This is a genomic window from Rubrivivax gelatinosus (assembly GCF_004340905.1).
Lineage (GTDB): Bacteria > Pseudomonadota > Gammaproteobacteria > Burkholderiales > Burkholderiaceae_C > Rubrivivax > Rubrivivax gelatinosus.
The window spans coordinates 1-25,728 of the sequence record NZ_SLXD01000014.1 but is presented as its reverse complement, the minus strand read 5'-3'; the positions used below and the strand labels follow the sequence as shown (position 1 = coordinate 25,728).

Genomic DNA, 25,728 nt, shown 5'->3' with positions numbered 1-25,728 from the left:
CGTTGCTCTCAGTCAAGAAGCCGAGAAATTTATGGGCGGCACGTGTCGTGATCGTGACGTCGGGCTGATACCGATCAAATCAACACGGGGCAGGATTGACGAACAGGCGGCCCGGTCCGGACGTGGCTGCAGCGGCGAAAGTCGCTCGGTTTCGGGCGATGCCGGCTTCAGGCCTCAACGCAAGCTCAAACGCCCCAGCGTCTGCGCGGCCTTCACCGTGCGCAGCCAAGGACTGTCCGATGGCGCCCAGGGCACCATCGTGTCGGGCACGATGCCCCGGCGCTCGTTGCTGCCGTCGTCGCGCAGCCTCACGCAGTCGGGCACGTGCACGCGTGCGCCACTGTGCGGCAAGGTGAAGCGGGTGCCCTGCGCCGTGAAGGTGCCGCAAGCAGCACCGGCCGTCGCGCTGCCGACGATGCGTGCCCTGCGGTTGTCCTGCAGCAGCGCCGCGAACTGCTCGGCGGCCGAGTGCGTCTCCTCGTTGACCAGCAGCACCAGCGGCAGCCGGTTGACGCCGGGCGGCACCGGCGGCCCCCAAGGCTCGACGGTGCCAAGGCTGTGCAACCGGCCGTGAACCAAGGTGCTGCAGGGCAGCGGCCGGACGCCCGTGGTGATCTCGCCGTCCGACCACGCAACCGACAGGTCGCAGGGACGTGCGACTTGGCTGCGCACGCGGCGCCACTCGACTGCCTCAGGCGCGCCGGGGGCCAGCGTGTTCAGCCGACCGTCGATCCAGTCCTGCCACGCCGGGTGCTTCAGCAGGGCGATGCGCGCCGAACGCAGCGGGCCGACCAGGCGCCGCGCGACCGCCTCGTTCCAGTCCGATCCGCCGCCGTTGTCGCTGATGTCGAGCACCAGCATCGCCGCGCCGGCGGCACGCAGCGCGCGCACCGTGTCCACCAGTGCCGTGTCGAGCACCTGCGCTGCCACGGCGTCGCGGCGCTCGGCACAGCTCGCGTCGCAGGGAGCATCGGGAGCGAGACCCAGCCTGCGGGCCGCCTCTGCACAGGCAAGGGGGTAGGCGCTCTCGACGAACAGGCCCAGGCGAACGATGCCCAGCCGTCGCCCATCGGGCCGGCGCAGGAGGCCGGCCGAGAAAATCCGCGCCGTGTCGTGGGCCAGGGGTGTGAACGCCGGCCAGCGTGACCACTGCAGCCGGCCCTCGCGGCCACCATCGATACCGGAGGCGCAGACCGGCCCCGGCGCCTGGTCTGCCGCCGGCGCCCAGTCGATCCTGACGTGCGGGTCGCGCAGCGCGCGCAGCAGGCCCTCGAGCGCGGCACGGCGTCCAGCGTCATCGGTGGCCTCGGTCAGCGCCTTGCGCTGACGTGCAGCCAGTGCCGGCAGTTCGAGGCGGCGCACCCTGATCTGATCCTCGAAGTTCGCATAGTTGCTCGCCAAGCCCGCGAGCAACGCGTCGAAGTCGTCCTGCCAGTCCGCAGCGGCATGCGCCGGCATGGTCGCGGCAGCGGTGCCGAGCGCCAGGCAGGTCAGCGCGGCACTGAGCCAGCGCAGCGTGCGCCTCATGTCCGATGCCACTGCGCCGGCGGAGCGCAAGACAGGTCGGCCCCGGGGCCAATGCGGTGCACCGGCGACGCGGACAGGTTGGCCGCGCTGCCGGGCGGCAGCATGACGGGGATGGCAGGCCATCGGCAGCGTATGCGGTTCATCGCGAGCCTCGCATGTCTTTGCTTTCAGCATAGGCGAGGTGCCGCCGCGATGCGTGGGCGGGCACCCGGCACCTGTTTGCGTTCGCGGCGGCGCGGCTCGGCCGCAGCGCCGCAGCGCCGCAGCGATGCCAGCCTCGTCGTGCCGGGCCTGCTGCCGGCCGCCCGCCGAACCGGTCAGCGTCCTCGGCGCGGGCGGCGCAGGGGCGCGCCATTCGCGAGCCGGCTCAAGCAATATTCCCGCCGCACAGGCCCATGCTTTCACCGATGCCGGGATAGGGGGACGCAGCGCCAGCGCCGTGGCGAAGAGCGCATTCTTCCCTGACTTGTCGCAACCGCGAAAGGCAGGCCAGCATGACGCCCGCAGACGCCGGATCTTCCGGCTCCTCGGTGGTGGCAAGCGCGCACCCGGCGCTGTCGGTGGTCCGCCAGTCGGCCGGCGCCACGGGGGGCCATGCACTGCTGTCCGAGCGCGAACTGTCGTCGGCGATGCGCACGCTCAGGCGTGCACGGGCGGCGCTGGGTGGATGCGACGCATCGGGCCGTCGCATCGGCCCTGGGATGTTCGATGCCGACGTCGTCAGTTTCGCTCACGGCGAAGGCGTGCGCAGGCCGCACCCGGCGGTCATCGCCGCAGGCGTGCGGGCGCTCATGGACACCGTCCACTCGTCACTGGACAACTACCTGTTCCTTCAGCGTCTGGAGCCTCTGGACACCGCGATCACGCGCCAGTTCCTGCGCCTGGGCGTGCCCGAGGACATCGCGCGCCACGTCGTGCTCGATGCCGGTGTCAGCCGGATCTTCTCGGCCTTGCTTCAGATGGGGACCTCGCCTGCGGACCTGCTGGTCACGCACTCGGGCTTCTATCACCCGCTGGTGCAGTGGTGTCACGACGCACGGCTCGAGTTCGAATGCATCCCCTGCGATCGCGAGCACGGTTTCAAGCTCACGGCCGAAGCGCTTTCGGCCTGGGCGGAGCGCCAGTTGCGTGCGGGCGGACGCCTTCCCGCCGTGCTGGCCATCTTCAATCCGTCGATGGCCGGTGCGGTGTATGCGCAGCATGAGCTCGACGACATCGCCTCGGTGGTGGCGCACTGGGACACCTGGGTGGTCGAGGACTGCATCTTCGCCGACACCGAATACGAGGAGCTGCCGAGCGCCAAGCTCGCGGCCTGCGCGGAGATCCAGGACCGGGTCGTGACGCTGTGCGGCGCGTCCAAGGCCTACGCGCTGGCCAACCTGCGTGCCGGCTGGGCCTGCGCCTGCGGCGAGGTCGCGCGGCGGCTGCAAGCCCACATCGTCGGCCACGCCGCGACGCTGCCGCAGATCATGAAGTTCATGGCGATGGCCGCGCTGAGCGCACCGCGGCGCTACCTCCAGGCCAACACGGACGAGGTACGCCTGCGTGTCGAGCTGGTCCGGCAACTGCTGCAGTCGGTCAACGACGACCTGCCGTCGCGCGGCGACGGCAGCGCCTGGATCGAGGTCGCACTGCAACCCCGGGCGGGCCACTCGATCCTGCTCGATTTCAGTCCCGTCCTGCAGCACCTGCAGGCTCGGGGTGGCGCGCTGTCGGACAGCATCGACCTGGTCCGCTGGACGCTGGACACGATGAAGCTGGCCTTCTCGCCGGGGGCCTCGAATGGCTGGAGCGGCGGGCTGCTGCGCTGCGTCCATGCCTGCGTCGGCGCCGAACTCACGTACAGCGCCAGCGCGGCAGCCGAGCGGCTCGCCGCCTGGCACGCGATCGAGCAGCTGGCTCAGGCCCGGCCGCCGGCTGCTGCGGCCGGGCATGCGCATGACGAACTCGAGGCCCTGATCGAAGGTGCCGGCATCGACAGCCGGGCCGGCTTCGAGGCCGGCCGCACGCGGATTCGCGACGCCTTCCTCGACCGGCTTCGTCCGGGCCTGCGCCAGGCCCTGCAGGGCGGGTCCGTGCGTCGGCGCGCACGGCTCAACTGACGGCGATGCGCCAGGCGATGCGCCCAAGCCCGACACCGCGTCCCGCGGCGCGCCCGGCGCTTGCCTTGCGGCAGCCGGCGCCCCGCGCCCGGCGCTTCGCCGACGCTTGCCCGCGCCTGGCGGCGCTGGTCGACTGCTTCGACGTCTTCGTGGTCGACATCTGGGGCGTGCTCGTCGATGGCCAGCGCTGCCTGCCCGGGGCGCCGATGGCGCTGCAGGGGCTGCTCGACGCGGGCAAGGCGGTGGTGCTGGCGACCAACTCGTCGCGCCGTGCCGACGAGGTGACGCTGGCGCTGCGATCGATGGGCCTGTCGTGCGCGGCCCGCGTGCCCGTCGTCTCGTCCGGAGAGCTGGCCTACGAGTCCGTGTGCGCCGACTGGCTGCCGAATGCCATGCGCGTCTGGGTGCTGGGGCGCCAGCCGGGAAGCGACTGGATCCATGCCGTCGGATGTCCGGCCGCCACCGGCCCCGAGGACGCCGACGCCGTGTTCGTGTGGGGCATCGTCGACGCAGACCTCGACGGCCGGCTGGCGGACCGGCTCGGGCGTGCCGCAGCGGCGGGCTTGCCGATGATCTGCTCCAACCCCGACCGCGAGGTGAGCATCGGCGGCGTCCGCCACCTGGCCGCGGGCGTGCTGGCGGCGCGCTACGAGAGCCTGGGAGGCCGGGTTCGTTGGCTCGGCAAGCCCGACCCGCAGGTGTTCCGTCGTGCCGTCGGCATCGCCGGGCGTGCGGGAACGCAGAGGGTCGTGGTGATCGGCGATTCGCTGGACACCGACGTGGCCGGTGCGCACGCGGCGGGCTATCCGGCCGTCTGGGTGTCCGCCGCCGGCTCGGCGGCGCCAGCCGGCGTGTCCCTGTTTGCAGTGTTCGAACGCTTCGCCTGCTGACCGGCGCAGCCGAGGCCACGAGGAGAGACGGACGATGGACAAGACCTGCACCGACGGTTCGAGATGCCGGGTTCTGCTGGTCGGCTGCGGCATCGTCGGAGGGCGACTGCTGGACCTGCTCGCCCAGGCAGGTGACCGCTACGACGTGACCGTCGTCGCACGCCGGCAGGCGGCCTTGACCGAACGCGCCAATCTGGCCCTGACACTGGCCTCCATCCTCGGAAGCAGCCCGAGCCTGCACGTTCGCACCCACGACATCAGCGACGTCGACCAGACCACCGAGCTGATCGAAGCGCTGGCTCCGCAGGTGATCGTCAATGCCTCGAGCCGGCAGACGTTCTGGGAGATCTCCACGCTGCCCGAAGCGACCTACAGGGCGCTGGACGAAGCGAAGATCGGCCCCTGGCTGCCGAACCACCTGGCCCTGACGCGCAGGCTGATGCTGGCCGTGGCGCAGTCGTCGCAGCGGCCGGTCGTCGTCAACGTCGCCTTTCCCGATGCGGTCAACGCTGCGCTCGGCCGTGTCGGCCTGGCGCCGGCCGTCGGCGCGGGCAACATCGCCAACGCCATTCCCACGCTGCGCCGCGCCGCTGCGGCACAACTCGAGTGCCGCCCCGAGGAGATCGACCTGCGCTTCGTCGCGCACCACTACGCCAGCAACGCCATCGCAAGCACCGGCTCCCCGGGCCAGGCGCCGGTCATCCTGCGCGTGTTCCGCGGCGGGCGTGACGTCAGCGGCGAGGTGGACGAGGAAGCCCTGTTCCGTTCGTTCGTCCAGGAGTTCCGCCGCACGCGGGGCGTTCCCGGGCAGGTCGTCGCGGCGACGAACGCATTCGCCATGGTGCAGGCGCTCTTTGCCGACCGCATGTCGCACCTGCACGCGCCCGGGCCGCAGGGCTGCGTCGGCGGCTACCCGGTGCTGGTCGGCCAGGGCCGCGTCTCACTGGACCTGAGCGATGCCGTGCAGCGCTCCGACGCGGAAAGAGTCAACGAAGCGGGGCAGCGGCTCGAAGGGATCGAGTCCATCGGCGAAGACGGCGAGATCCGGTTCACCGACCGGAACATGGACGTCATGCACCGGATCCTGGGCTATCAGCATTCACGCATGCACGTCGACGATGTCGACGACTTTGCCGACGAACTGCAGGCCCGCTACCAGGCGCTGCGCTCGCGTCTCGGACTGGCGCTCGCATCATGACGAACAGCGGCCATCAGACGCGCGCCGACGTCGACCGGTTCAGCATCGCGACGCCCAACCAGCGAGGGCGCACGACGACGACGCTGAACGAGATCAACGAGGCTTTTGTCGCCTGCGCCGCCGGCTGCGAGCGGCCAGTCCTGGACATCGGCAGCGCCTATGGCGTTGCCAGCCTGGCGGCCCTGGCGACGGGGGCGACGGTGATCGCCAACGACATCGACGCGTCCATGCTGCGGGCGCTGCAGGAGCAGGCACCGCCGCAGGACCGGCCCCGGCTGCGGCTGCTGTGCGCATCCTTCCCGCACGAGATCGACCTGCCGCAGGGCAGCCTGGACGCAGCGCATGCCTCGAACCTGTTCAACTTCCTGCGCGGCGAGGAGATCGACGCAGGGCTGGCGAAGCTGCATCGCTGGCTCGCCCCGGGCGGGCGGCTGTTCGCGATCTCGGGAACGCCGTGGGCGGCCAACGTGAGCCGGTTCATCCCGGTCTACGAGGCGCGCCTGTCGCAAGGGCTGCGCTGGCCGGGGGAGTGCGATGCGCTGCACGACTATGCCGACGGGCCGACCGCCGCCGAGCTTCCCGAGTTCCTGCACCTGCTCGACACCGCGACTCTCGGGCCGGCCCTGCTTCGTGCCGGCTTCGAGATCGAAGTGCTGGAGTGCTTCCACCGCCGCCATACGCCCACCTACATCGCATGGGACGGTCGGGAAAACGTGCGCTTCATTGCACGCAGACCATTGGATAAGGCAATTGATCGATGATAAATGCACCCGTAGCTCAACCGGCTAATTGACTGCCAACGCAGAACTTGAAGCAACTCGGTGCGCGTAGCGATGGCTTTCCAGGGCGTCAACATCACGAAGGGCCCGGGTAACGCGCAGATGACGTCGAGGCGGTTGAAGAGCACCAGCTTTGGGAGTTGGTAGATGCGGGTTCGAATCCCGTCGGGTGCGCCAACTGAAGACGGACTTCCAACCTGGAAGAGAAAGGAGGTGATAGACATGGCAGAAGCTCTCGATGTCGGGAAGGGGCAAGGCGTGCCAGCCATCAGCGAAACGCTGGCGGCTGCCGCTGCGCAACTGCGGGCGCAAGCCCAGCCACTGACGGCAGTACCAGTCGGCGATTCCATTTCGCGACGACTGATAGGCCGTGAGGCGGCACCAGTTGCGGACCCAGTGGCGACGCGCGTGGCCGACCCAGTCGCCGATCCAGTGGCGACCCGGGTCGCACGCCGTATCGCCGCCAAGGAAGCGGCACCAGTGGCCGATCCAGTGGCTGCGCGGGTTGCGGACCCAGTGGCTGACCCAGTGGCTGCGCCAGTCGCACAACGTGTGACCCAGCGTGTCGCCGAGCCAGTCGCTGCGCCAGTCGCGGACCCAGTGGCAAGCCGTATTGCGAGTCAGTCTGCGGAGCCAATCGGGGCCATCCTGGTTCGCTTCGCCGATCTGATCGGCAATGCGGCGCCACAGGCCAGCCCGGTGCCAGCCTCAGGCGCGCCGACCGCGACCCGCTGACGGCGGCTAGCGGTAACGGTGCAGACGAGCGTGGACGCCCTGGATTGATGCCCTGGATTGATGCCCTGGATCCGGCGCGGCAGGCCCTCGTGGCCCGGCCGCGCCGGAGTTTCATCGGGCCGACCCGGATGCAAGCCGGCAGGACGGCGCTGCGACACGCTGCGAATCGGCCGCCGGCATGAGGTGACGGTGGACGCACGCAGCTTCGAGTCGACGCTGGCCGCCGCCCTGGCAGCTCACCTGGGGGCCGATCTCGAGCGCTTCTCGCTGCGGCGGGAGGTGGCGGGTGCGGTCGATGCGGTCGCGCAGCTGCGCGGCGACCTGCGCCCGCAGCCGGGCCCCGCCGGCGAGCGGCATCCGGATTTCGAGAGCCTGCGCTTTGCCGGCAGCCGCGTCACGGGGCGCCTGGGGGCCGAGACCCTGGTGAAGCTCGCCGCGGCGGTCGAGCAGGCGCACACGCTGGACACCTTCGGCGGCGACGAACTGCATTCGCAGGCGGTGCTGATCGACTACTGCGATCCGAATGCCACCAAGCCGCTGCACCTGGGGCATCTGCGCAACCTCGCGATCGGCGCCGGGCTCACGCGGCTGCTGGCCTTCGCCGGGGCCACGGTGTCGACGCAATCGGTTCTCGGCGACATCGGACGCAACGTCGCGGAAGCCATGGCCGGCGTCGAGTTGTTCGGCGCGCAGGGCGGCGGCGGCAAGGCCGACCACTGGGTCGGCGGCTGCTATGCCCGCTATGTGCGCGAGTTCGCGGTGGCGGCACCGCAAGGGGCGGCCCCCGACGCACCGATCGAGCGCGAACTGCAGGCCCACGGAGATCGCGCCGACCGACTGCTGGGCGCGTGGCTGGGCGGTGACCCGACGACCCTCGAGGCCTGGCGTTCGCTGGTCGATGGCGTCGCTGCGGGACAGGCTCAGACCCTGGCGCGCCTGTCGGTGGCGATCGAGCGCGTGCTGCTGGAATCGGAGGGAGCGCTGCTGGCACCGGCGTGGCTGGACTCGGCTGTGGCGGCTGGGGCCGCCGTGCGGCGCGCCGACGGGGCAGTCGTCTTCGAGACCGGTCGCGACTCGTATCCGGCCCTGTTGCTGGCCCGCGCCGACGGCGTGCCGACCGAGCACCTGCGGGCGCTGCCGCTGTGGGCGCGCCTGCAGCCCGAAGGCAAGCGACTGGCGCGCTGCTTCCACGTGATGGGAGCCGAGTGGCTGGTGACCACGGAGTTGAGGGAAGACCTGATCCGCCGGCTGGGGCCGGCCGAGCTCTACGAGCGCTACGTCAAGCTGGCACACGGGTTCGTCACCGTCTCGGGCTCGAAGATGAAGTCCAGCGACGGCCAGGCGCTGACCATCGACGAGGCGCTCGACCGCCTCGGCGCGCAAGACGAGGTCGCGGCGATCGTCGCACGCTCCGGCGGCCTGTGGAGCCGGGATGCGGTCGCAGCCGCCCTGATGTGCTCGACGCTGCAGGCGGTCGCGCTGGCACAGCCGTGCGAGATCGACCCGGATGCCTTCGTCACGCTGCGCGCCCATCGGTCCGGCTCGACCCTGCTTCACGCGGCTCTCGCCCTGGCCGGGCCTGGCCCCGACGGCGATTTCCGGCCCGCGCACGCCGTCGATCGCCACTTCGTGCTGCAGGCCGCCCGGCTGCCGGGCTTCGTCAACCGGGCGCTTGCCAGCGGCGACCTGTACGAACTGCTGCGTTTCATCGGCCGGGTCGCGCAGCAGGTCGTCGAACACCGCCCCGGCTCCCGCGCCGCGACGTACGCGGCGCGCTGGATCCTGGGCCACGGCCTGAAGACGCTGGGGCTGCCTGCGCTGCCGCGCGGGCACTGAAGTGCGATTGCGTCCGCCTCTCGCGGCCGGCGCATGCGGTCCGCGAACCGCAGGGCGCTGAAGGCGACGTCGGCCATCCGCCGCCATCAAGGCGTTCACGCACGCCCCCGCCCGAGCCGATCCCAAGCCTGCGGAGCCCCCTTCCGAGGGAATTTGCGTCAGCGCCAACGCGACAGCCGCCGGCGAGCGCGAGCTGCGGCTGGACGCGCGACGCTCAGCGGCAGCTTCGTCGTGCCGCCGGGGCCCCAAGCGCCGCTCAGGCCCCCGCCTGCGCCTCGATCGCGTGCGTGCGTTGGCCTTCCAGCAGCCGCTCGAACTGCTCGCGCGGCAGCGGCCGGTGGAACAGGTAGCCCTGCTGCAGCGTGCAGCCCCGGGCGAGCAGGAAGGCCGACTGCTCGGCCGTCTCCACGCCTTCGGCCACCACCTGCAGCCCGAGCTCCCTGCCCAGCGTGATGACGGCCGCGGCCAGGGCGCCGTCGCGGCCGCCGCGTGCCACGTCGGTGATGAAGCTGCGGTCGATCTTCAGCTCGCTCATCGGCAGCCGCCGCAGGTAGCTCAGCGACGAGTAGCCGGTGCCGAAGTCGTCCAGCGACAGGCCGAAGCCGCGCGCACGCAGGCGCGCCAGCAGCTCGACGGCGGCGGCCACGTCGCGCAGCAGCATGGTTTCGGTCAGCTCCAGCACCAGGCGCTCCGGGCGCACGCCGTATTGCTGCATCAGCGCGTCCAGCCGCTCCAGCAGCCCGGCGTCGGCCAGGCTCACCGCCGGCAGGTTGACCGACAGCGGCAGCGCCGGCAGCCCCCGGTCGGCCCAGCGGCGCAGGCTGCCGCAGGCGGCGTGCAGCACGTGGTCGGTGATCGGCACGATGAGGCCGCTCTCCTCGGCCAGCGGGATGAAGCTGCCGGGTGCGATCAGCCCGCGCACCGGGTGCTGCCAGCGCACCAGCGCCTCGGCGCCGACGATGCGGCCGCTGCGCGCGTCGACCTTCGGCTGGTAGTGCAGGCACAGCTGGCCGCCGTCGATGGCCTGGCGCAGCTCGCTTTCGAGCCGCATGCGGTCGCGGTGGCGGGCGTTGAGCGCCTCGTCGAAGAACTGGTGGCGCCCGCCGCCGGCGCCCTGGGCCGCACGCGCCGCCAGCTCGGCACAGCGCAGCAGCCCGGCCGCGTCCTGCGCGTCGCCGGGGAACATCGCCACGCCGATGCTGGCCGACAACTGCAGCGGCTGCGCCGGCGCGTCAACGGTGACCGGCTGCATCACCGCCGCCATCAGGCGCTGCGACACCAGCGACGCGCGCTCCTGGCAGTCGAGGTCGGCGATGAGCAGCGAGAACGCGTTGTCGCCCAGCCGCGCGAGCACCCCCGGACGTTCGGCCGCCTGCTCCACCGCCGCCAGGTCGCCGCCGCGGATCAACGAGCGCACACGCTGCGCGATGCCGGCCAGCACGGCGTCGCCCTGGCCACGGCCATAGGCCTCGTGCACCTTGCCCAGGTGCTCGATCTCGACGTGCAGCACGGCGCAGCCTGTGCCGCTGCGCCGCGCGCGCTCCAGCGCCGGCACCACCAGCTCGGCGAACAGGCGGCGGTTGGGCAGGCCGGTGGTCTCGTCGTAGTGCGCCAGCCGCTGCGCGCGGCGCTCGGCGGCGGCGCGCGAGTCGTCCAGCGCGGCACGCGCGACGAACTCCTTGCGCAGCAGGAACTCGCGCCACCAGCCGATGCCCGCGGCCAGCACGAACAGCGTCAGCACGTGGTACGACCAGTACGCCGCGAGGCCCGGCGACAGCCCGGCGTGCGCCCACAGCGCGTATTCGAAGGCCGCCAGGATCGCCAGCCCCGAGACCAGCGCGAAGCGGAACTGAACGCCCAGCACGACGAAGCAGTAGAACTGGAGGAAGGTGAAGTTCAGCACGCCGACCCAGGTCTGCAGGCCGGAGCCGCCCTCGGCGTCGATGCGCACCAGGATCACGAACAGGCACAGCGCCGCCGTGACGATGAAGCCGGCCATCACCGGCTGCCAGTGCCGGCGCCAGCGCGGCTGCAGCGAGTACGCCAGCGCGGCCAGCAGCACCGGCGCCGCGACCGTCAGGCGCAGCAGGTTGGCGCCGCCGGCGCGGTGCGCGAGGCAGTCGACCAGGTAGTCGCCCACGATCAGCGAGAGGCCCAGCAGCAGGCTCGCCTGCGCGAAGCGGAAGTAGGTGCCGGCGTAGTGCGCGACGAAACGACGCTCCCAGGCGGCGTCGGCAAAACGCAGCAGCAGCCGCAACGGCAGCACGGGCGCGTTGCAGGCGTCGTGGCCGCCCGCGGGCGGGGCATCGGAGGCGCGCATCAGGAGGCTGTGTCGACGGACGACGGCCGCGGGCACAGCACCCGTCGGGACCGACTCGTGCCTCAGTGTCGTCGTGCGCGCCGCGGTCTTGAGCGCCGCGGGCCGCGCGAACGGCCCCGGCAGTGACATCCGCCACGCACCGTCAGCCGGCGTCGGGCAGCAGGTAGCGCGTGCTCGGCCCCTTGCCGGTCTGCTCGAGCAGGCCGCGCTGCGTCAGCAGCCCCAGGTGCTTGGAGGCGGTGGCCAGGCTCACGCCGCAGAGTTCGGCGTAGGCGCTCTTGCCGACGAAGCCGGCGTCGAGTAGCCGGTCCAGCAGCGCCGCGCGGCGCGTGTCGTCCAGCAGCGCGGCGGCGTGCTCGCGCCAGCGTGCGGCCAGGCGCTGCTCGCGCGTGAGGGTGCGGTCGAAGGTGGCGCGCAGCGCGTCCAGCTCGGCGACGAAACCGCCGCCCAGGCCATGGCGCTCCACCAGCGCGAGCGCCGCTTCGCGCTCCTGCGCGGCGATGGCGAGGTAGGCGCGTGCGATCGCGAGGTGCGCGCGCACGTGCTGCTCGGGCGGCAGCGGCAGCGCCAGGCGCGCGCGCTCGCGTTCGACCTCGACCATCTCGCCCAGGTGCGCCGCCCATTCCCCGGGCAGCAGCCTGTCGACGTGGCCGCCCTCGCGCGGCCCCAGGATCTCGGCCTTCAGGCCGCGCGTGGCGGCCACGGCGCCGGGGTCGCCTTCGCGCGCCCAGACGAGCTGCGCGGCGGCGGCATGCACGTCGCCGCGGCGCTCGTCGTCGTCGCGGCCGTGGCGCTGGAAGCGTTTGTAGAAGGCCTCGGCCAGGTTGTAGTGGGCGCGGCCGGCCAGCACGTGCAGCCGCGCCGCCTCGGCCTTGGCCAGGCCGGCGCCGTACTGCTCGATGGCCTCGTCCCAGCGCTCCTGCCAGAACCAGGTGCCGCCCAGGTTCAGGTGCGTGGAGGCCACGGTCTCGGGCTCGACCGGGCTGCGTTCGGCCAGCGTCAGCACGCGCTGCGAGTAATCGATCGCCCGCGCATAGTCCTTGGCGTCGCCGTACAGCAGGGCGAGGTTGCACCAGGTCTTGACGACGGCCTGGGTGTCGCCCAGGCGCTCGTAGAGGTTGAGCGCACGGTGCTTGTGCTCCAGCGCGGCGCGCAGGTCGCCGTCGCGGCGGCGGTATTCGCCCCAGGCCTGCTCCAGCTGCGCCAGCGCCCCGTCGTCCAGCGCCGCGCGCAAGGCGTCGGCGCGCTCGAGCACGGCCTTGCTGCGCGCGTCGTTGCGCAGCACGTGCAGCCAGCCCAGCCGCACCAGCGTGCTGACGTAGGCCTGCAGCCCTTCGCGATGCGCGGCTTGCCCGGGGTCGTCGGCCACCCCGGCGCGGCGCAGGAACTCGGCGCTGTCCTGGTAGCAGGCGAAGGCGCGCTCGACGTCGCGCGGCTCGAAGAACTTGCCCAGCTCGCCGCAGACCACGCCCAGCATCAGCGGGTCGTCGGCCGCGCTGGCGATGCGCTGCGCCTGCTCGTAGGCCAGGCGCTCGCGCTCCTCCTGCCCGCGGATGCGCGCCAGCGCGGCCTGCGCCAGGCACAGCTCGGCGCGCTGGCGCGCGGCCAGCGGCAGCGCGGCCAGGCGCTCGGCCAGCGCGTCGGCCAGCGTGCCGTGCCCGAGCGCGACGCGAAAACGCTGCAGCGCCTGCAGGAAACCGGCGGCGTCGCCGGCCTGCAGCAGATGCCACAGCGCGGCCACCGGCGCGGGCTCGACGAGCGCACGCCCGGCCTGCGCCCGATGCCATTCACGCCGCGCGACCGGATCGTCCAGGCCGAGCAGCGCCCAGGCCCGGCCCTGCATCGCGTCGCGCAGCGACAGCAGACGTTCGCAGGTCGGCGCCAGCAGCAGCTCGGCGAGCTGGCGCCGGCCCTTGTCCAGGTAGCGGTAGTAGGTGCTCGGGCCCACCGACCACAGCCCGCAGAGATGGTCGGCAGGCGACTCGTCGGGCCGGGCGCGGAAGCGGTCGGGGAAGGCGCGTACCGGCGCGAAGCCGTGGTGGCACATCACCGCCAGCATCGGCCGCCAGCTCGTGCGCTCCAGCCAGGCTTCGCGCTCGATGGCGTCGAAACCGGGCTGGCCGTCCGGGCGCAGCTGGGCGACGGCCCAGGCCAGCAGCCACTGCAGCGCCAGAACCTCGCCCTGCACGCCGCGCAGCGCGTCGCCGCCGCAGTCCAGCACCGGCTGCAGCAGCCGCCGCACCACCCAGCGCGTGGCACGCGGGCGGCGCCGCAGCAGCTCGCCGAGCGTGCCGTCGCGATGCGCGGCCAGCGCCGCGCCCAGCACGGCATCGGCCAGCGCGCCCGAAGGCTGGCGCGGCGCGGCCGGCGAACTGGGAGGATTCGTCATGCAGGTGCAACGGGGGCTGCCGCATCGTCTGGCCATCGTCTGGCCCGCCCGGGGCGCGCGCGGCGGCAGCGTGCCTCGCGATGGGAACCGGGCGGCCCTAGTGTATCGACCGTCCCCTCCGCGGCCGTCAGCCGCACCCGTCCAGCAGAGCACAACGGAGAAGCGCATGCAGCAGCCGCCGCAACTGATCTCGTCCGACCCGGACGCCCATCCCGGCCCCGAGGGCGTCACGCTGATCGTCTTCGCCCCGTTCGGCGAGGACACGACGCTGGCCACCTATCCCGACGGCAGCACGCAGGACGTGATGCAGCACCCGCTGACGCAGGCGCTCAGGGAGGTGGCCGCCACCGGCGTCAACGTCTGCGCGCTCGTCGACCGCGTGGACGACGAGACCTGGCTGATCGACATCCCGGCCTTCCAGCCCGAGGCCCTGGCCTGCAGCTCCCACTGGAAGCAGCGCATGGACTCGCCGCGCACGCTGGCCGGCCTGGTGCGCCACGCCCACCAGCGCCACCCGGCGACCTCGCTGGTGCTGGCGCTCGAAGGCCATGGCGCCGGCTTCATCCCCGAGATCGACCGCAACCAGCTCAGCGCCCAGGCCTACACCGAGGACGGCCGCTTCCAGTGGCAGGTCACGGGCTCGCAGGCCTCGCCGGTGCTGCCGATGGGCTCGCCGGTGCTGCCGATGGGCTCGCCCGTGCTGCCGATGGGCTCGCCGGTGCTGCCGATGGGCACCCTGCCGCTGTCGACCTGGGGCCTGGGCGAAGCGCTGCGCCTGGCGCGCGAGGCCGGCGCGCCGCGGCTGGCGGCGATCCACTTCGACAACTGCTTCAACATGGCCGTCGAGGTGCTGCACACCGTCGCGCCCTACGCCGAAGTCGCCACCGGCTACATGAACTACAACTTCTTCACCGCCGGCGCGCCCTACCCCCAGGTCTTCCGCCAGCTCGCCAGCCAGGGCAGCGCCACGCCGGGCCAGCTGGGCCAGTGGTTCGCCGACGCCAACCACGCGGTGCTGGCGGCCAAGGGCAACCACCCGACGACGGCCGGCGTGGTGCTGCTGTCGCGCATGCAGCACATCGCCGAGTGCGTGGACGAACTCGCCGACGCGCTGCTGTCGGTGCTGAGCGGGGCCGCCGATCGGCAGGCCGTCGTCGAGAGCATCCGCCGCGCCATCGTGCGTGCGCAGCAGTACGACTCCGACGGCTCGATGCGGCTGGAGACCCCCGACGAGCTCACCGACCTGGCATCGCTGGCCCAGGCGCTGCTGCGCCAGGACTTCCCCGGCGACCGGGTGCACGCGGCGGCGCACGCGCTGCGCGAGTCGCTGGCCGGCATCAAGCGCTACGGCGACGACGACTCGCCCTGGACCGACCCGAGCGCCCGCTGGAACTTCAGCGAGCGTGCGCTGGCGATGAACATCTTCCTGCCCGACCCGCTGCTCGTCGGCCTGTGGGACTGGCGCTCGCCCTACTACCTCGACGTCAACCCCGACAGCTCGCGCCCCGGCGTGCAGCCGCAGGTCATCGAGTTCCTGAAGGCCACCGACTGGGTGGACTTCATCGTCGAGTACCACCGCGAGGCGCGTTTCGCGGGCCTGCTGTCGCCGCGCCGGCGCCCGTTCCCGGTGTTCAACGCGCGCTACCAGAGGCCGGCGGATGCCGCCGGCGCCACCGCGCCGGCCGAAGACGCCTGAGGCCGGGACCGCGCGGCGGCCGATCGTCCAGCGATCGTCTGCCGCCCGTGGCGGCGGGCGCCCGCGCGTGCGTCGCGCTGGGAAGCATTAAAGCCTGAAATCCAGCCGTCGCCCATCACCGATATCCCGACGGAGGCCCCATGGCGATCATCATGCACGGCAGCTGGACCCTCAGGGTCGGCGCCCACGACAGCAAGCTCACGCAGCGTTTCGTCGTCTCCGGCGCGGACACCGGCAACGGCAGCCACGAGGCCGCGGCCGGCACGGCGGTGTTCGTCAGCGGCCGGCAGTGGTCGCTGCGCCTGCAGCACCGCCCCGAAGGCCAGGCCTGGCAGGACTCGCCGGCGCGCATCGGCTTCCCGTGGCTGGAGGCCGGCCTGCTGCGCATGGAGGTGCGCACCGACACGCCCGCCGCCGACGCCCTGGTGCTCGGCTGCTCGCTGCCGGCGAGCAGCGAGGACACGCTGATCTACGGCACCGCGCGCGGTTATGCCGGCGCCAACCTGTTCAACCCGGCGCGCGACGACCTGATCGTCATCGACCCGCCGGTGGCGGTGCACGAGCTGTGCCGCCGCTTTCCGGCGCTCTATCCGGTGATCGAGAAGCTGCATCCCGAACGCCTGCGGCGTTTCCCGCAGCCGGCGGCCGACGCCGAGCTGACGCCGCTGGTGCTGCCCACCGGGCTGCCGGCGCAGGCCCAGGGGCTGCTGCTGCACTCGCAGCCGGCCCCCGCCGCGCTGGCCGCGCTGGCGCGGGCGGACGACCTCGACCGCGCCCAGGCCCAGGCCGTGGCCGCGCTGGGCACGACGGTGCAACGCTGCACCGAGGCCGGCACGCTGAGCGCCGGCCTGGGCCGCCTGCGCCGTGCCGAACTCGACGCACTGGCCGAACTGCGGGACGCCGGCCTGCGCCCGGGCTGCGAGGCGCGCCCCGCCGCCGGCCTGCTGCTGCGCGTGCAGCGCTACGAACGCAGCGCGGTCGAGAACCTCGGCGGCCCCTACGGCGGCACCGGGCGGCGCGAGACCCTCGGCTTCGCGATCACCGACGAGCAGGGCCACTACCTGTTCCGGCTGTCGCGCGAACACGGCGCCGGTGCCGGCCGCCCCGACCTGATCGTGCAGTCGCTGTGCAACGGGCTGACGCCCACCTGGGAAAGCGCGCCGTACAGCCAGGTGGCCAACGTGCAGCGCCTGGACCTGTGCATCCCGAACGCCGGCCTTCAGGCGCGCCGCACGCGTTCGGGCCGCCGCGCGGTGCAGCACGGCGGCGAACTCGTCGCCTTCGACACGGCGGCGCACGATGCGCGCGCTCCGGCCAACGACCCCGGCGGCCGCGTCTGCCACCACCCGACACGCGTCTGGCCGCGTCTGGAGAGCGGGCCCTGGGGCGGAGGGAGGCGGCAGTCGGTCTGAGAAGGCTATCGCGGCGCGGTTGGCGTACCGTAGAGCCTCCCTCGCCCGCCCGCGCCCGATGTCCGCCACCCCGCCCCGCGCCTGGATCCGCCTGCCCTCCGGGGCCGCGCTCGACCTGATCAACCCCGCGCCCGACGCCTGGACCGACGAGGACCTGGCGCTGCGCCTGGCGCGCACCTGCCGCTGGGGTGGCGAGTCACGCTGGGCCTGGCCACTGTCGGTGGCCCAGCACTCGCTGCTGGTGCTGGAACTGCGCCGCGCCGAGGCGCCGCAGGCACTCACGGCCGCCGAGGCGCGCGCCGAGCTGCTGCACGACGCCGAGGAGGGTTTCCTCGGCTTCGACTGCATCTCGCCGCTCAAGCGGGTGCTCGGCGAACCTTTCCGCGCCGTCGGCGAGCGGCTGATGGCGGCGATCGTGCAGCGCTACCGCCTGCCCGACTGGACACCCGAGACCCACCGCCTGCACAAACACGCCGACCGCGTCGCCGCGGCGTCGGAGGCGGTGCACTGCACCGGCTGGTCCGAACACGAGGTGCGTGAGGTGCTCGGCATCGCCGACCCGATCCTCGCCGCCGACCCGCTGCAATCACGTTACGGCGGCATCGCCTGGGAACCCTGGCCCGCTGACCGTGCGGCCGAACGGTTCCTGGCCGAATTGAGGTCGATCAATTACGACTGAATGGCGCCCCACCCGGCGCCGAGTGCCGAAGTCGGAATGCCGCCGTTCGGCCCCGATTGGCGACCGTTCGGCCGCGGCGCGCCTCCATTCGCACGAAGTCGCGAAATCCGCAATCGTGCTCTCCAGAATTCGAGGCCTCACAACGCTGGAGATGGACGAATGATCACCACGACCCGACGCTCGCTTTCCAAGACGCTGGCGCTGGCCGCCGCCGCCGCGGCGCTCGGCGCGCCGACGCTGGCCGCCGCCGACACGCCCGACATCCTGGGCACCTGGCGCCTCGTCAGCTACGTCGTCGAAGTGCAGCAGACCGGCGAGATCATGCCGGTGATGGGCGCCAAACCGAGCGGCGGCGTGGTGTTCACGCCCAACGGCCGCGTGTTCTTCATGCTCACCGCCGACGGCCGCAAGCCGGGCAAGACCGACGCCGAGAAGGCCGCGCTGCTGGACACCATCGTCTCCTACACCGGCCGCGCCGAGATCAAGGGCGACCAGTGGACGACGCACGTCGAGGCCGCCTGGAATCCGCAATGGGTGGGCACCGCGCAGACGCGCAACTTCAAGGTCGACGGCGACAAGCTGCAGGTCACGACGCCCTGGCGCGTGATGCCCAATTGGGCCGACAAGGGAATGACCCGTTCGCTGATCACGTTCGAACGCCAGAAGTAATTGTTATGGACGATGCCGGCTGCCAATGCCGGCATCGCGGGTGACGTCATGTTCGACCGACTCACGTTCAAGGCCAAGATGGTCTGCCTGGTCACGACCGCCGTGGCCGGGCTGCTTTTCCTCCTCGCGCAGGCCGTCTGGCAGGTGCGACAGGAGATCGACCAGGGACAACGCGCGCAGCTCGTCGCCGTCGTCGACAGCGCACGCGCCATCGTCGCCGGGTTTCAGGCCGAGGCCGCGGCCGGGCTCCTCAGCAAAGAACAGGCCCAGGCCGCGGCCAAGGCCGCCCTGCGCGCGGCACGCTTCGGTCCCGAAGGCAAGGACTACTTCTACGTCTGGACGATGGACGGGGTCGGCGTGATGCACCCGATCAAGCCGGAGTGGGAAGGCCGCGACATGAGCGGCAAGATCCTCGACGGCCACGGCAACGACCTGATCGGCTCGCTCGCCAAGGCGCTGCGCGCCAGCCGCGACGGGCGGATCTTCCTCGAATCGGCTTTCGCGCGGCCGGGCAGCAAGGACGTCGTGCCCAAGCTGCAGCACGCGGTCGTGATCCCCGAGTGGAACTGGTTCGTCGGCACCGGGCTGTACCAGGACGTGGCCGCGGCCCAGCAGCGCCAGGCGCTGCTGCGTTCGCTGGCGATCGGGCTGCCGCTGATGGGGCTGATCGCCTTCATCTGCTGGAGCATGTCGCGCGCCCTGCTGCGCCAGATCGGCGGCGACCCGGGCGAGGCGCGTGCGGCGATGGCCCGCGTCGCCAGCGGCGACCTGAGCGTGGAACTCGGGCAGGTGCCGGCCGACAGCCTGCTGGGCGAACTCAGGCACACGGTGCTGTCGCTGCGCACGATGGTCGGCCAGGTGCGCCAGGCCACCGAGAGCATCGCCACGGCATCGGCCCAGATCGCCGCCGGCGGCCAGGACCTGTCGCGCCGCACCGAGCAGACCGCCGCGCAGCTGCAGCACACGGCCTCGGCGGTGGAGCAGCTCAGCGGCACCGTCGACCACACCGCCGGCGCCAGCCGCAACGCCGCCGAACTGGCGGCGCAGGCCTCGGGCAGCGCCGACCGCGGCGGCCGCGTCGTGCACGACGTCGTCGAGACGATGGCCGCGATCACCGCCAGCGCCGGGCGCATCGGCGACATCACCGGCGTCATCGACGGCATCGCCTTCCAGACCAACATCCTGGCGCTCAACGCCGCGGTCGAGGCGGCCCGCGCGGGCGAACAGGGCCGCGGCTTCGCCGTCGTCGCCGGCGAGGTGCGCAGCCTGGCGCAGCGTTCGGCCCAGGCGGCGCAGGAGATCAAGGCGCTGATCGGCGAGTCGATCGAACGCGTGCAGACCGGCGCCGAGCACGTGCAGCGTGCCGGCGGCGCGATGAACGACATCGTCGACCAGGTGCAGAAGGCCGCGGCCATCATCCGCCAGATCTCGGGCGCCGCCGCCGAGCAGTCGGCCGGGCTGGGGCAGATCAACCGCTCGGTGGCCGACCTCGATGAAGCCACGCAGCGCAACGCCGCGCTGGTGGAGGAGTCGGCCGCGGCCGCCGGCAGCCTGCAGGAGCAGGCCCGGCGCCTGGAAGAGACGATGCGCGGCTTCCGCCTGGCGACCCACGGCGCCTGATCCGCCCGTCGGCAGCGCCGGCATTCGCCGGCAATGCCGAATTGATTGCAATTGACGATCACTTGATCGCGCCGACGAATAGGCAGCAAATGCAATTCTTCGGCGCGTCATCATTTGTGATCTTCGCAATCACTCGAAATCGCACCAAATCACTAATTCAGTGCGATTTCACCGATTCACCCGCCGATTCTTGATCCAGATCCAGAGCCAAGGCGCCCGACAGGCACTTTAATGGCCTCACTGCCAGGCTAAAGCCGATTGCAATTCGAAAGGCACGCCCGGCAATCGGAAGGGAAAGAGATGGGCGAGCATTCGGCAAAGGAAGAAGGCCTCGGCCGCAGCGGCGGACTCAGCCGGCGGTCGATGTTGAAGGTGGCGGGCCTGGTCGGCCTGGGCGCGGTGGGCGCCGGCATCGGGCTGCCGTTCATGAAGACCTCGATCGCCAGGGGCCTCGAGCAGATCGGCGCGCCCGAAGGCGAGATCGCCTGGAACGCCTGCCTCGTGAACTGCGGCAGCCGCTGCCCGCTGAAGTGCCACGTCGTCAACGGCGCGATCCGCTGGATCTCGCAGGAAGACAACCACGGCAGCGGCGACGACACCTTCGGCCAGCACCAGGTGCGCGCCTGCCTGCGCGGGCGCTCGGCGCGCCGCCGGGTCTACAACCCCGACCGCCTGAAGTACCCGATGAAGCGCGTCGGCAAACGCGGCGAAGGCCAGTTCGAACGCATCTCCTGGGACGAAGCGATCAAGATCGTCGGCGACAAGCTCAAACACACGATCGACACCTACGGCAATCAATCGATCTATTACCAGTACGGGTCGGGCAGCACCGGCTACAACATGGCCGGGCGCAGCTCCTGCCACCGCTTCCTGAACGTGATTGGCGGTTATCTCGAGTTCTACAACACCTACAGCACCGCCCAGATCCGCTTCGCGCTGCCCTTCACCTACGGCGACGGCTACGGCTCGGAGTGCAGCTACAGCCGCGAGATCGGCAAGGCCAGGCTGGCCGTCTTCTTCGGCTACAACCCCGGCGAGCTGCGCATGAGCGGCGGCGGCGAGACCTACCAGGTCAACGAATGGCGCCGCCGCAACCAGGTGCGCACGATCTTCATCGACCCGCGCTACTCCGACAGCATGCTGGGCAAGGAGGACGAGTGGATCCCGATCCGCCCGGGCACCGACGCCGCGCTCGTCAACGCGCTGGCCTGGGTGCTGATCGACGAGGACCTCGTCGACCAGGCCTTCCTCGACACCTACTGCGTCGGCTACGACGCGACGACGCTACCCGAGTCGGCGCCGGCCAACGGTTCGTACAAGGACTACATCCTCGGCCAGGGCCCGGACGGCACCGCCAAGACGCCGGCCTGGGCGTCGCGCATCACCGGCATTCCCGAGGCGCGCATCGTCAAGCTGGCGCGCGAGATCGGCACCGCCAAGCCGGCGTTCATCGCCCAGGGCTGGAGCCTGCAGCGCCACGCCAACGGCGAGCAGGCCGCGCGTGCGGTCTGCATGCTGCCGATCCTGACCGGCAACATCGGCCTGCCGGGCACCAACATCGGTGAGGAGCCGGGCAACTACGGCTACCCGGTGCCCAAGCTGAAGATGCCGGCCAACCCGGTCAAGGTGAAGATCCCGTGTTTCCTGTGGACCGACGCGATCACGCGCGGCAAGGAGATGACGGCGCTGGCCGACGGCATCAAGGGCGCCGAGAAGCTCGAGCAGCCGATCAAGTTCCTCTGGAACTACTCGAGCAACACGACCATCAACCAGCACTCGGACATCCAGGCGACGCACCGCATCCTGCAGGACGAGTCGCTGTGCGAGTTCATCCTGGTGATCGAGAACCACATGACGCCGACCGCGCGCTACGCGGACGTGCTGCTGCCCGACATCACCAACTTCGAGGCCAGCGACATCATCAGCAACGGCTACGCCGTCGGCGAGATGGGCGGGCCGATCTTCCTGTCGCCGGCGATCAAGCCGCTGTTCGAGTGCAAGTCGGCCTGGGACATCTGCACGCTGCTGGCGCGCCACCTCGGCGTCGAGCAGGCCTACACCGAAGGCAAGCCCTTCGAGCAGTGGCTGCAGGAGGCCTACGTGAAGATGCGCGAGGCCGACCCGGACCTGCCCGAGACGCTGGCAGAGGCGCGCACGATGGGCATGATCAAGCGCCGCGCGCCCGAGGGCAGAGGCGTCGGCCTGTCCAGGTTCCGCGCCGACCCGGTGGCCAACCCGCTGAAGACGCCGTCGGGCAGGATCGAGATCTACTCCGAGCGCCTGGCCGAGATCGCCGCCACCTGGAAGCTGCCCGCAGGCGACGTCATCACGCCACTGCCGCAGTACGTGGCCACCTGGGAAGGCTACGAAGACACCGAGGCGCGCAAGAGCTACCCGCTGCAGCTCTACGGCCGCCACCCCAAGGGCCGCACGCACTCGACGTACCACAACCTCGACGTGCTGCGCGCGGCGGTCGCCGACGCGGTGTGGATCAACCCGCTCGACGCCCAGGCGCGCGGCATCCACGACGGCGACCTGGTGCGTGTCACCAGCGCCCGCGGCCACACGCGCATCGCCGCCAAGGTGACGCCGCGCATCATGCCCGGCGTCGCCTCGATGGAACAGGGCATCTGGTTCAAGTTCGACGCCAACGGACAGGACACCGAAGGCAGCGTCAACGTGCTGACCTCGCAGCGGCCCTCGCCCCTGGCCAAGGGCAACCCGCAGCACACCAACCGGGTCCAGATCGAGAAGATCTGAGGAGCAGCGACATGGCCAACCAACAATACGGTTTCTACATCGACTCGGCCAAATGCACCGGCTGCAAGACCTGCCAGCTGGCGTGCAAGGACTACAAGGACCTCGCGGCCGACATCAACTTCCGCCGCGTCTACGAGTACGTGGGCGGCAACTGGCAGGCCGACGGCGAGGCCTGGACGAACAACGTCTTCGCCTACTACCTGTCGATCTCCTGCAACCACTGCGCCGACCCGGCCTGCACCAAGGTCTGCCCCACCGGCGCGATGCACAAACGCGCCGAGGACGGCCTCGTCGCCGTCAACGAGGAGGTCTGCATCGGCTGCAAGTCCTGCCGCATGGCCTGCCCCTACGGCGCGCCCCAGTACGACGAGCGCAAGGGCCACATGACCAAGTGCAATGGCTGCGCCGAACGCCTGGCCGTCGGCAAGAAGCCGGTCTGCGTCGACGCCTGCCCGCTGCGTGCGCTGGAGTTCGGCCCCATCGAGGAGTTGAGAGCCAGGTACGGCGACCTGGCCGCCGTCGCACCGCTGCCGGACGCGAAGTTCACGCACCCGAGCATCGTCATCCATCCGAGTTCGAATGCCCGCCCCTGCGGCGACCGCAGCGGATTCCTGGGCAACCCGAGGGAGGTCTGATCATGGGCTGGCATGAATGGCCGTTGATCCTGTTCACCGTCATCGCGCAGACGGCGATGGGCGCGTTCTGGTGGTGTTTCGCGGCGCTGATGGCCGGGGGCCTGGACCCCGAGCGCCGCCACGCGCTGGAGAAACGAATGATCGTCGTCTGGGCGCTGGTCGCTGTGGGCTTCGGCTTCGCGGCCTTCCGCCTGGGCTCGCCGCTGCGTTTCATCAACGCGAGCTTCCGCTTCGGCGCGGCCGCGTTCTCCAACGAGGTCGTGTTCGGCAGCCTGTTCGCCTGCGCCGGCATCGCCACCTGGTACCTGGCGTGGAAGAACCTGGCCACGGTGCAGCTGCGCAACCGGCTGCACGGGCTGACGCTGCTGCTGAGCGCGGGCTTCCTCTACGGCATGTGTTCGTTCTACCTGATGCCGACGGTGCCGACCTGGAACACGCCGCTGACGCCCGTGGCCTACGTGCTGACCGCGCTGATCGGCGGCGGCGCGGTGGCGGCGGCGCTGTTCGCCGCGGCCGGCATCGATCGCGGCTTCCTGAAGCACGGGCCGCTGAAGCTGGCGGCGCTGGCGGTCGGCCTGGCGGTGCTGGTGACGATCACGCAAGCCAACGGTCTGGCGACGATCGCCTCGTCGATCAAGCAGGCCTCGGCGCTGACGCCCGACTACGCTGCGCTGATGGCGCTGCGCTTTGCGGTGCTGTTCTCGGTGCTGGGGCTGTGGATCCGCGCCAGCCTGCGCGGCCAGGCGCTGACGCTGCAGACCGGGCTGGCCTACGGCGGCGTGCTGATGCTGGCCGAGATGGTCGGCCGCGGCGTCTTCTACAACCTGCACATGACCGTCGGCCTGCGTTGAGCGGCCGGCAGAAGGACCGACGATGTCGCCCCGACAAGCCGACTCGGCGATGGGCCTGGCCGAGTTCGCCGCCGCCGCCCGCGTGCTGGGCGCGCTGTTCTACCGCGCGCCCGACGACACCACCGTTCGCCCGTTCCTCGAGCTGATCGCACGCGGCGAGCTCGCCTCGCTGTGGCCGGCGGGCGAGCCTGGCGTGCTGGACGCCACCAGCACCACCATGCGCGCCGCGCTGGTGAGGCCCGAGGCCCAGCAGGCGCTCAAGCGCGAACACCAGCGCCTGTTCATCGGCCCCGACGAGCTGCCCGCCCCGCCCTGGGGCTCGGTCTACCTGGAAGAGGAAGGCACGCTGTTCGGCGAGACGACCGAGGCGCTGCAGGACTTCCTGGCCGCCGAGGGCGTGGTGCTGGACTCGGGCCAGAACGAGCCCGAGGACCACATCGGCCTGCTGTTCTGGGCCGCCGCGCTGCTGGCCGAAGAAGGCCGCGAGGCGGCGCTGCGCACGCTGCTGGCCGACCATCTGCTGAGCTGGTCCGGGCCTTATCTGCAGGCGCTGAACGACGCGACGACGAACGGCTTCTACCGCGGCCTCGTCACGCTGACCCGGCTGACGCTGGCCGAAGCGCGCACGCTGCTGGCCCTGCCGGCGCCGGCCAGCGACGCCTGAACCGCGATGAAAGCCCTGCCCCCGCTCCCCGATGCCCTCGCGCCGCTGGCGAGCCGCTACTCGCAGGGCCCGCGCCAGCTGGCCGCGCCCGGGCCGACACGCGAGCAGCTCGAACAGGCGATCGCCATCGCCGCCCGGGCGCCCGACCACCTCGGGCTGGCACCGTGGCGCTTCGTGCTCGTCGGCGCCGGGCAGCGTGCACGGCTGGGCGAGCTCTTCGCCGCCGCCGCGCAGCGGCGCGGCGCGCCGGCCGCCGAAGTCGAACGCGCCCCGCACCACGCCGCCAAGGCGCCGGTGCTGCTGGCCGCCGTCGCCCGCGTGCGCGAGGACGTCGCCGAGGTGCCGGCGCACGAGCAATGGATCTGCGTCGGCGCGGCGCTGATGAACCTGCTCGACGCGCTGCACCTGCAGGGCTTCGGCGCCAAGCTGATCAGCGGCGACTCGGTGCACGACACCGCGCTGCAGGCCGCGTTCTGCGGCCCGGGCGAGCGGCTGGTGGCCTGGGTGGTTTGCGGCACGCCGACAGGAGTCGGCCAGCCGCGCCGTGGAGAACAGGCAAGACAGCGGCTGGTCGACTGGTGCTGAAGGCCATGCGGAGCAGTTGGTGCTCCTGCCGGTCGCTCCATCGGAAATGATGCGACGTAGCGAGGGCCAACGTTGCTGGCGGGTTTCGCCGCCTGGAGTAGTGCTCGGCGCAGAAGAAAGGTGCCCTGATCGCTGAGTCGATCGACTGCGTACAGACCGGCGCCGAGCACGTGCTCCCTGACGGGGGTGCGATGCAGATGCAGAACATCGTCGACAAGGCGTGGAACGGCGCGGTAATCATCCGCAAGATCCACGGAGCCGACGCCGAGCAGTATGCGGGGCTAGGTGTGAAGTGTCAACAGGTTCTTTCGGGGAACCAAGAGACGTGAGACCGGCGGCTTGAGGTCGATGCTGTGGTGTGGCCTGTGCCAGTTGTAGAAG

General features: G+C 71.4%; 19 protein-coding genes. 16 read left to right on the top strand and 3 right to left on the bottom strand.

The genetic code is table 11. The features are described from left to right. Positions 1-174: 174 nt before the first annotated feature. Complete coding sequence (locus EV684_RS19615; RefSeq protein WP_165908546.1) at positions 175-1,527, bottom strand: S41 family peptidase; 1,353 nt, start codon at positions 1,525-1,527, stop codon at positions 175-177. Between the two features lie 494 nt (positions 1,528-2,021). Here EV684_RS19615 and EV684_RS19610 point away from each other — a divergent pair, with 494 nt between their 5' ends. The 5 genes from EV684_RS19610 (at position 2,022) to argS (ending at position 9,067) form a co-directional block, all read left to right on the top strand. Beyond that, positions 2,022-3,629: an aminotransferase class I/II-fold pyridoxal phosphate-dependent enzyme gene (locus EV684_RS19610; RefSeq protein ID WP_132649038.1), complete on the top strand. Its 1,608-nt coding sequence runs from the start codon at positions 2,022-2,024 to the stop codon at positions 3,627-3,629. 5 nt (positions 3,630-3,634) lie between these two features. Next, entirely contained in the window at positions 3,635-4,519 is an 885-nt protein-coding gene (locus tag EV684_RS19605) for a TIGR01459 family HAD-type hydrolase (protein ID WP_132649037.1), read from the top strand. 34 nt (positions 4,520-4,553) lie between these two features. Further along, positions 4,554-5,717 carry an NAD-dependent epimerase/dehydratase family protein gene (locus EV684_RS19600; protein ID WP_132649035.1) on the top strand — a complete coding sequence of 388 codons (1,164 nt, stop codon included), beginning with the start codon at positions 4,554-4,556 and terminating at the stop codon, positions 5,715-5,717. Next, complete coding sequence (locus tag EV684_RS19595) at positions 5,714-6,478, top strand: class I SAM-dependent methyltransferase (protein ID WP_132649034.1); 765 nt, start codon at positions 5,714-5,716, stop codon at positions 6,476-6,478. Before EV684_RS19600 ends, EV684_RS19595 begins: the two co-directional genes overlap by 4 nt. A gap of 942 nt (positions 6,479-7,420) precedes the next feature. After that, positions 7,421-9,067, top strand: a complete 1,647-nt coding sequence (gene argS, locus EV684_RS19590) for an arginine--tRNA ligase domain-containing protein (RefSeq protein WP_165908545.1) — start codon at positions 7,421-7,423, stop codon at positions 9,065-9,067. A 256-nt stretch (positions 9,068-9,323) separates the two neighbouring features. Here the strand turns inward: argS and EV684_RS19585 are convergent, their stop codons facing one another. Further along, positions 9,324-11,387 carry a putative bifunctional diguanylate cyclase/phosphodiesterase gene (locus tag EV684_RS19585; protein ID WP_132649030.1) on the bottom strand — a complete coding sequence of 688 codons (2,064 nt, stop codon included), beginning with the start codon at positions 11,385-11,387 and terminating at the stop codon, positions 9,324-9,326. 142 nt (positions 11,388-11,529) lie between these two features. After that, complete coding sequence (locus EV684_RS19580) at positions 11,530-13,776, bottom strand: tetratricopeptide repeat protein (protein ID WP_165908544.1); 2,247 nt, start codon at positions 13,774-13,776, stop codon at positions 11,530-11,532. A 166-nt stretch (positions 13,777-13,942) separates the two neighbouring features. Here EV684_RS19580 and EV684_RS19575 point away from each other — a divergent pair, with 166 nt between their 5' ends. From EV684_RS19575 to EV684_RS24210, 11 genes are all read left to right on the top strand, one after another. After that, complete coding sequence (locus EV684_RS19575; RefSeq protein ID WP_165908543.1) at positions 13,943-15,472, top strand: clostripain-related cysteine peptidase; 1,530 nt, start codon at positions 13,943-13,945, stop codon at positions 15,470-15,472. Between the two features lie 140 nt (positions 15,473-15,612). Beyond that, complete coding sequence (locus EV684_RS19570) at positions 15,613-16,884, top strand: hypothetical protein (protein ID WP_132649025.1); 1,272 nt, start codon at positions 15,613-15,615, stop codon at positions 16,882-16,884. A 58-nt stretch (positions 16,885-16,942) separates the two neighbouring features. After that, a complete protein-coding gene (locus EV684_RS19565) occupies positions 16,943-17,563 on the top strand; it encodes a phosphohydrolase (protein WP_132649023.1) in 621 nt (206 codons plus the stop codon). Positions 17,564-17,722: 159 nt separating this feature from the next. Then, complete coding sequence (locus EV684_RS19560; RefSeq protein ID WP_132649022.1) at positions 17,723-18,232, top strand: lipocalin-like domain-containing protein; 510 nt, start codon at positions 17,723-17,725, stop codon at positions 18,230-18,232. A 48-nt stretch (positions 18,233-18,280) separates the two neighbouring features. Next, the gene (locus EV684_RS19555; RefSeq protein ID WP_132649020.1) at positions 18,281-19,852 is read left to right on the top strand and encodes a methyl-accepting chemotaxis protein; all 1,572 of its coding nucleotides are present in this window, start codon (positions 18,281-18,283) and stop codon (positions 19,850-19,852) included. A gap of 300 nt (positions 19,853-20,152) precedes the next feature. Continuing rightward, positions 20,153-22,612, top strand: coding sequence for a DMSO/selenate family reductase complex A subunit (locus tag EV684_RS19550; RefSeq protein WP_132649018.1), 2,460 nt, complete (start codon positions 20,153-20,155; stop codon positions 22,610-22,612). Positions 22,613-22,623: 11 nt separating this feature from the next. After that, the gene (locus EV684_RS19545; RefSeq protein WP_132649016.1) at positions 22,624-23,247 is read left to right on the top strand and encodes a DMSO/selenate family reductase complex B subunit; all 624 of its coding nucleotides are present in this window, start codon (positions 22,624-22,626) and stop codon (positions 23,245-23,247) included. Between the two features lie 2 nt (positions 23,248-23,249). Further along, positions 23,250-24,098 carry a dimethyl sulfoxide reductase anchor subunit family protein gene (locus EV684_RS19540; RefSeq protein WP_132649015.1) on the top strand — a complete coding sequence of 283 codons (849 nt, stop codon included), beginning with the start codon at positions 23,250-23,252 and terminating at the stop codon, positions 24,096-24,098. Between the two features lie 22 nt (positions 24,099-24,120). Continuing rightward, positions 24,121-24,762, top strand: a complete 642-nt coding sequence (dmsD, locus tag EV684_RS19535) for a Tat proofreading chaperone DmsD (RefSeq protein ID WP_132649013.1) — start codon at positions 24,121-24,123, stop codon at positions 24,760-24,762. 6 nt (positions 24,763-24,768) lie between these two features. Continuing rightward, positions 24,769-25,347, top strand: a complete 579-nt coding sequence (locus EV684_RS19530; RefSeq protein ID WP_132649011.1) for a nitroreductase family protein — start codon at positions 24,769-24,771, stop codon at positions 25,345-25,347. Between the two features lie 191 nt (positions 25,348-25,538). Further along, on the top strand, positions 25,539-25,676 hold the full coding sequence (locus EV684_RS24210; protein ID WP_207896860.1) for a hypothetical protein: 138 nt from the start codon (positions 25,539-25,541) through the stop codon (positions 25,674-25,676). The last annotated feature ends 52 nt before the right edge of the window (positions 25,677-25,728 follow it).

What these genes read in the sequence shown, in the direction of transcription:
- EV684_RS19615 (WP_165908546.1), bottom strand. Translation starts at nt 1,527, where the DNA reads ATGAGGCGCACGCTGCGCTGGCTCAGTGCCGCGCTGACCTGCCTGGCG.
- EV684_RS19610 (WP_132649038.1), top strand. Translation starts at nt 2,022, where the DNA reads ATGACGCCCGCAGACGCCGGATCTTCCGGCTCCTCGGTGGTGGCAAGC.
- EV684_RS19605 (WP_132649037.1), top strand. Translation starts at nt 3,635, where the DNA reads ATGCGCCAGGCGATGCGCCCAAGCCCGACACCGCGTCCCGCGGCGCGC.
- EV684_RS19600 (WP_132649035.1), top strand. Translation starts at nt 4,554, where the DNA reads ATGGACAAGACCTGCACCGACGGTTCGAGATGCCGGGTTCTGCTGGTC.
- EV684_RS19595 (WP_132649034.1), top strand. Translation starts at nt 5,714, where the DNA reads ATGACGAACAGCGGCCATCAGACGCGCGCCGACGTCGACCGGTTCAGC.
- EV684_RS19585 (WP_132649030.1), bottom strand. Translation starts at nt 11,387, where the DNA reads ATGCGCGCCTCCGATGCCCCGCCCGCGGGCGGCCACGACGCCTGCAAC.
- EV684_RS19580 (WP_165908544.1), bottom strand. Translation starts at nt 13,776, where the DNA reads ATGACGAATCCTCCCAGTTCGCCGGCCGCGCCGCGCCAGCCTTCGGGC.
- EV684_RS19575 (WP_165908543.1), top strand. Translation starts at nt 13,943, where the DNA reads ATGCAGCAGCCGCCGCAACTGATCTCGTCCGACCCGGACGCCCATCCC.
- EV684_RS19570 (WP_132649025.1), top strand. Translation starts at nt 15,613, where the DNA reads ATGGCGATCATCATGCACGGCAGCTGGACCCTCAGGGTCGGCGCCCAC.
- EV684_RS19565 (WP_132649023.1), top strand. Translation starts at nt 16,943, where the DNA reads ATGTCCGCCACCCCGCCCCGCGCCTGGATCCGCCTGCCCTCCGGGGCC.
- EV684_RS19560 (WP_132649022.1), top strand. Translation starts at nt 17,723, where the DNA reads ATGATCACCACGACCCGACGCTCGCTTTCCAAGACGCTGGCGCTGGCC.
- EV684_RS19555 (WP_132649020.1), top strand. Translation starts at nt 18,281, where the DNA reads ATGTTCGACCGACTCACGTTCAAGGCCAAGATGGTCTGCCTGGTCACG.
- EV684_RS19550 (WP_132649018.1), top strand. Translation starts at nt 20,153, where the DNA reads ATGGGCGAGCATTCGGCAAAGGAAGAAGGCCTCGGCCGCAGCGGCGGA.
- EV684_RS19545 (WP_132649016.1), top strand. Translation starts at nt 22,624, where the DNA reads ATGGCCAACCAACAATACGGTTTCTACATCGACTCGGCCAAATGCACC.
- EV684_RS19540 (WP_132649015.1), top strand. Translation starts at nt 23,250, where the DNA reads ATGGGCTGGCATGAATGGCCGTTGATCCTGTTCACCGTCATCGCGCAG.
- dmsD (WP_132649013.1), top strand. Translation starts at nt 24,121, where the DNA reads ATGTCGCCCCGACAAGCCGACTCGGCGATGGGCCTGGCCGAGTTCGCC.
- EV684_RS19530 (WP_132649011.1), top strand. Translation starts at nt 24,769, where the DNA reads ATGAAAGCCCTGCCCCCGCTCCCCGATGCCCTCGCGCCGCTGGCGAGC.
- EV684_RS24210 (WP_207896860.1), top strand. Translation starts at nt 25,539, where the DNA reads ATGCAGATGCAGAACATCGTCGACAAGGCGTGGAACGGCGCGGTAATC.